The organism is Actinomadura geliboluensis, from assembly GCF_005889745.1.
Lineage (GTDB): Bacteria > Actinomycetota > Actinomycetes > Streptosporangiales > Streptosporangiaceae > Spirillospora > Spirillospora geliboluensis.
On sequence record NZ_VCKZ01000497.1, the window covers coordinates 1 to 6,218 of the forward strand.

General features: G+C 70.2%; 4 protein-coding genes. 3 read left to right on the forward strand and 1 reads right to left on the reverse strand.

Translation table 11 applies throughout. The features are described 5' to 3' along the window. The 3 genes from ETD96_RS39525 to ETD96_RS39535 form a co-directional block, all read left to right on the forward strand. On the forward strand, window positions 1-1,218 hold a 1,218-nt coding region (locus tag ETD96_RS39525), incomplete at its 5' end, for an acyltransferase family protein (RefSeq protein WP_338072658.1). Between the two features lie 150 nt (window positions 1,219-1,368). Then, window positions 1,369-4,869 (forward strand): bifunctional glycosyltransferase/CDP-glycerol:glycerophosphate glycerophosphotransferase, encoded by a 3,501-nt coding sequence (locus ETD96_RS39530; protein ID WP_138641607.1) that lies wholly within the window; start codon window positions 1,369-1,371, stop codon window positions 4,867-4,869. A gap of 172 nt (window positions 4,870-5,041) precedes the next feature. Continuing rightward, complete coding sequence (locus ETD96_RS39535; RefSeq protein WP_138641608.1) at window positions 5,042-6,049, forward strand: CDP-alcohol phosphatidyltransferase family protein; 1,008 nt, start codon at window positions 5,042-5,044, stop codon at window positions 6,047-6,049. Here the strand turns inward: ETD96_RS39535 and ETD96_RS46280 are convergent. Then, on the reverse strand, window positions 6,037-6,218 hold a 182-nt coding region (locus tag ETD96_RS46280; RefSeq protein WP_205719694.1), incomplete at its 5' end, for a hypothetical protein. The two genes, ETD96_RS39535 and ETD96_RS46280, sit on opposite strands and share 13 nt — an antisense overlap.

Here is a 6,218-nt window from a genome sequence, read left to right on the forward strand (position 1 = left end):
CCCGAGCGCGCCTCCAGCACCGAGGCGGCCGGGGCGCCGGGCGCGGCGGCCATGGCGCCGCCCGCGCCGGGCACCGCGCGGCCCGCCCCCGGCACGCCGCCGAGCAGTGCGGCGGGCAGTGCGGCGGGCGCGGCCTCACCGGGGCAGGGCGCGCGCCCGCGCAAGCCGCGTGACCCCTTCTTCGACAACGCCAAGTACTTCGCGATCCTGCTGGTGGTCGCGGGGCACGTCATCGCCAACATCCGGTCGGACGTGCCGATCGCCAAGGCGCTGTACCTGTTCATCTACATGTTCCACATGCCGCTGTTCATCGTGATCACCGGCTACCTCTCCCGGAACTGGACGTTCTCCACCGGCAAGGCGCGCAAGCTCATCACCCATGTCGGCGTGCCGTACGTGGTGTTCGAGGTCGCGTACGAGCTCTACGCCTGGCTGGGCAAGGGCGGCGAGCTCACGATCAGCCTGCTGAAGCCGTACTGGCTGATGTGGTTCATGTGCGCGCTCTTCCTCTGGCGGCTGTCCACCCCGGTGTGGCAGCAGATCCGCTGGCCGCTGGGCATCGCCCTGCTGTTCGCGCTGCTGTCCTACATGAGCGATCTCGGCGGGACGTTCAACATCCACCGGGTGCTCGGGCTCCTCCCGCTGTACGTGCTCGGCCTCACGCTGAAGCCCGAGCACTTCGAGCTGCTCAAGAAGCCGATCGCCCGGCCGATCGGCGCCGCGGTGCTCGCCGGCGGGCTGGCCATGGCGTACTTCGCCAAGGACCGCATGACAGAGAACTGGGTCTTCTGGAAGACCCCGTACGAGGACCTCGGCGTCAACAACGTCACCGGCACCGTGATGACGCTGGCGATGTTCAGCTGCGCGACGGTGCTGGTCGCGGCGTTCCTCGCGGTCGTCCCGCGCGGGCGGCACTGGTTCAGCGCGCTCGGCGCCACCACGCTCTACACGTACCTTTTGCACGGGTTCATCATTCGGCTGCTGGACTACCTCGATTGGTGGGAGTTCGCCTGGATGCACACCGTTCCGGGGACGATCATTCTCCTCGGCGCGTCCGCCGTCCTCGGCACCGTGCTGTGCAGCCCGCCGGTGGTGCGGTGCATGAGCTGGGCCATCGAACCCAAGATGACCTGGGCATTCACGTCCCTGCGCCGTCCCGCCGGGCGCGGTCCGGCCGGCAAGGGCGCCAAGCGTGCGGCCGGCGGGCAGGCCCGTTAGCCCGCCGGGCGGCGCCCCCCGCCGAGACGAATCTCGTGTTGTGCCATGTCGGATATCATCAACTCGGCCTTATCCGCCTCTTAATCCCGCAGTGAAGCGGATTTCACCATCCCGCCACAATTTGGCGCTCGTCCCCCTGGGGAGAACCGGTTGTCACCGCTGCTGAGCATCGTCGTCCCGTTCTACAACGTCGAGGCCTATCTGGAGGCCTGCCTGGAGTCCGTCGCCCAGCAGACGCTGAGCGACCTCGAGGTCGTCATGATCGATGACGGCTCCACCGACGCGAGCGCGACGATCGCCAAGGAGTTCGAGACCCGCGACCCCCGCTTCCGGCTGGTCCGCCAGGAGAACCAGGGCCTCGGCCTCGCCCGCAACGCGGGCCTGCCGCACACCTCGGGCCGCTACCTCGCGTTCATCGACAGCGACGACATCATCCCCCGGTACGCCTTCGACCTGATGGTCGGCTCGCTGGAGGAGACCGGCTCCGACATCGCCTGCGGCGCCGTGCGGCGGATCGGCATCAACGGCCTGCAGCGGTCGGCCATGCACGACGACATCTTCCCGATCGACCGCAAGGGCACGCACGTCCGCGACTTCCCCGAGCTGCTCTGCGACCGCACCGCCTGGAACAAGGTCTTCCGCCGCGCCTTCTGGGACAAGCACGACTTCAAGTTCCCCGCCGGGCTGTACGAGGACATCCCGGTGACGATCCCGGCGCACGTCCTCGCCTCGAAGGTGGACGTCCTGCGCGAGGTCGTCTACCACTGGCGCATCCGCGAGACCGGCACCCGCTCGATCACGCAGCGGCGCACCGAGCCGGGCAACCTCGCCGACCGGATCCGCTCGGTGCGCGCGGCCTCCAGCTTCCTGGCCAAGAACGCGCCGGACCTGAAGGACGCCTACGACCGGTCGGCGCTCGCCGACGACATCCGGATCTACGTCAACGTCGTCGACCAGGGCGACGACGCCTACCGCGAGTCGTTCCTCGCGCTCGTCAACGAGTTCCTCGACGAGATCGACCCGAAGCTCCTCAACGACCTCGCCGCCATCGACCGGCTGAAGTTCCACGCCGTCCGCGAGCGGCTGATGGACGAGCTGATCGACATCGTCTCGTTCGCCAAGAGCAACCCGATGCGGCACAGCGCGATCCAGCGCGAGGGCGGCGGCGACACCTGGTACGGCGACTACCCCTACCTCGGCGACCCGCGCTTCCCCGACCACCTCTACGCGCTGTCCGACGAGCTCAAGCTGCAGACCGGCGTCGACGAGATCATGTGGCACAACGGCCGGCTGCGGATCGAGGGCCACGCCTACATCGACCGGATGGACGCCCCCGGCCCCGACGACAGTACGATCGAGGTGGAGTTCCGCAAGCGGCGGATGGTGCTCGTCCCGAAGATCCTGCGGCCGAAGCCGGAGCGGATCCGGCGGCCCGACGTCACCGCGCAGAGCGGCCAGGCCACCGCCTGCCACGACTGGTCCGGCTTCGCCGTCGAGATCGACCCCGCCCAGCTCGGGTCCAACGAGGGCACCTGGCACATCTTCGTCACGGTGACCACCCACGGCATCAAGCGGCGGGGCAGGCTCACCACGCCGCGCGGCGCGGGGCTGTGGCCGCCGGACCGCGAGGTCGCGCCCGGGATGCTGATCAAGCCCAAGTACACCCAGGCCAAGGAACTGATCGTCGGCGTGCAGCCGGTCCGCGCCCTGGTGACCGACGTCAAGGTGGACGGGGAGCGGCTGCTGCTGTCCGGCCGGGTCCGGCAGGCCGACGCCGCCTACGTGCGCAAGGGCGAGATCACCGCGGCGTACCGGCAGGGCACCACGACCGTGTCGTGGCCGATGACCGTGACGAAGGACGCCCCCGCCGGGCACCTCGGCTTCACCGCCGTCGCCGACCTCAGGGACCTCGCCGAGGGGCTGGGCGCCGGGGGCGCGGCCGCCGGCGGCACGGCCGTCACCGACAGCATCGAGTGGGACTTCTCCCTCACCGCCAAGGGCGAGGACAGGCTGCGGCTGGCCGTCGAGGCCGACCTGCTCGACCTGCGCGCCGACGTGGCCGGCCGCGAGTACGACGTCATCGCCACCAACTACGGCAACCTCACGCTGGTCGAGCGCGCCCCCCGGCCCACGATCACCCGGGTCGAGTGGCTGGACGGCACCACGATCCGGGTGAGCGGCACCAGCGCCGACGAGGGCACCCGCCCGGACCGGCTGATCATGCGCCGCCGCCGCACGTCCGACGTCCACGAGGTGCCGCTCAGCTGGGACGGGCCGGCGTTCACCGCGCTGCTCAACGCCCGGCGCGAGAGCGGCTTCCCGCTGCCGACCGGCCGGTGGGACCTGTACGTCCCCGGCGAGCACGGCGAGATCAACATGGGCATCGACCGGGCGACGCGCAAGGCGCTGCCCGAGCCGCGGTTCGTGGGCGTGCACGAGCTGTCGCTCCAGTCCCACCGCGGCGACCTGCTCCACCTCTGGATCCGGACGGCGCTGAGCGACGACGAGCGCGGCCCCTACGCGCAGCGCAGGCTGCAGCGGCACTACTACTCCTCCGCCAACACCGCGCCGCTGCGCGACCTGGTGGTGTTCGAGAGCTACTTCGGCCGCCAGTACTCCTGCAACCCGCGGGCCGTCTTCGAGGAGATGCAGCGGCGCGAGCCGGGGCTGGAGTACGTCTGGTTCACCGCCGAGGGGCAGTTCGACGTGCCCGAGGGCGCCCGGACGGTGCTGCGCGGCACCCGCGAGTACTACGAGCTGTCCGCGGCGGCGCGCATCGTCGTGAACAACTGCCTGCAGATGCAGGGCTACGCCAAGCGGCCCGGGCAGGTCTACCTCCAGACCTGGCACGGGACGCCGTACAAGCACATCGGCTACGACCTGGTGAAGAACGGCCGCATCGCGAGCAACACCACCAAGCTCAGCCGCTACGAGGAGGACGTCCCCCTCTGGGACCACCTCATCTCGCCGTCCGCGCACGTCACCGGCATGCTCCGGCAGGCGTTCCGGTACGAGGGCGACGTCCTGGAGGTCGGCTACCCGCGCAACGACCTGCTGTTCGCCCCCGACCGGGAGGAGCGGGCGCGGCGGGTGCGGGAGCAGCTCGGCGTCCCGCACGGGCGCCGGGTCGCCCTCTACGTCCCGACCTGGCGGGAGGACATCTGGCTCACCCGCGGGCGGCAGGCCGAGCTGGTGCTGGACACCGCGCGCCTCACCGCGGCGGTCGGCGACGAGTACACGATCCTGGTGCGCCAGCACCACATGGTCGCCGACCGGACGGCCGGCATCGGCGGCGACGTCATCGACGTGACCCGCCACCCCGACATCACCGAGCTGTACCTGATCGCCGACGTGGTGATCACCGACTACTCCTCGGTGATGTTCGACTTCGCCGCGACCGGCCGGCCGATCCTGTTCTTCACCCCGGACCTGGAGTTCTACCAGGAGGAGCTGCGGGGCACCTACTTCGACCTCACCGCGGAGGCGCCGGGCCCGCTGCTGCGCGAGGTCGACGAGGTCGCCGACGCGCTCCGCGACCTCGACGGCGTCACGTCGACCCACCTTCGCGCCTACACGGCGTTCCAGAACCGCTACTGTGCGATGGACGTCGGTCAGGCGGCCGCGCGGATCGCGGACCGGCTGCTGGGTTGACGATCATCGGTGACAAGTCGGCAACGACGCGCCGGGCCCGCTCCCGGGGGGAGTAGATTCTCCCTTCGGGAGCGGGCCCGGGCGCGTCATCGTCCCTTGTCAGCGGCCGGTTCCGCGTCTGCCACCCCGCGGCCGGGGCCCGGATCTCCCATCACGAAAGGACGGCTCTTCAATGGCGGACTTCACGCTCGACGACGTCCGGCAACGGACGTACAAAGCGCGTGACGCATGGTGGACGGTCCTGCTGGTCGACCCCCTCGCCTCCCGGCTGGTCAAGTTCACCGCCAACCGGACACGCATCACCCCCAACCAGCTCACCGTCGGAGCTCTGATCCTCGGCCTGGCCGCCGGCGCCTGTTTCGCCGTTGCCACCCCGCTCTGGCTCGTCGTCGGCGCCCTGCTCTACCACCTGTCGTTCACGCTCGACTGCATGGACGGCAAGATCGCCCGCCTGAAGGGCACCGGCTCGGTCTTCGGCGCCTGGCTCGACTACATCTTCGACCGCGTCCGCGTCCTCGCCTGCGCCATCACACTCATGGCGGGCCAGTACCACAACACCGGGAACACCGCCTACATCTGGACCGGCCTCGCCGTCGTCTTCCTCGACATGCTCCGCTACATGGACGCCCTTGAGATCTACAAGGTGCGCAACCAGATGCGGGCGACGCTGCGCACCGCGCAGGAGAGGGCGCAGGAACTGCTGGACGAGGCCGCCCGGGCGGAGGGCGGGCCGTCCGCGTCGGCCGCGGCCGACGACCGGCTCCGCTCGGCGCAGGCCGACCTGGAGCCCTCCGAGGCCGACCTGGAGGACCAGGTCGTCGCGGAGAACCCGAACATCGCGCTGCAGCAGGGGTTCAACCAGCGGTTCCCGTGGTACGCCCGGATCCGCAACGTGCTGATGCGCGGGCGCATCCGGCCGCACCTGATCAGCGGCATCGAGTTCCAGATGGGCGTCTTCATCGTCGCGCCGCTCATCGCGGCGGTCGTCTCCGGCGCGGTGATCCCCGTGGTGGCGGTCAGCGCGGCCGGCATGCTCTTCTTCGAGTTCGTGATCATCTACAAGTTCTGGCTGTCCAGCCGGGACTACGGCCGCAAGCTCGCCGATGTGCAGGCCGTCATCGCCGAGCAGGAGGCCCGATTTCCCGAGCGGGCGCAGGTGAGCGCCGGTCAGCAGGCCTGACCGGACGGCGCCGGATCCAAGGACGTCCCCTGGGAACCCTTCCCGGGGGACGTTTCCTTTTCCCCGTCGCTCGGCTCGGCCCCGGACCCGTCGTCCTTCGCAGCGTCCGTACCCGCGTCCTCGGCCTTGTCCTCGGCCTTGTCCTCGGCCTCCGGGGCGGGGACGGGGG

Excerpts from the sequence above, each read along its gene's own strand:
- ETD96_RS39535 (WP_138641608.1), top strand. The coding sequence starts at position 5,042 with ATGGCGGACTTCACGCTCGACGACGTCCGGCAACGGACGTACAAAGCG.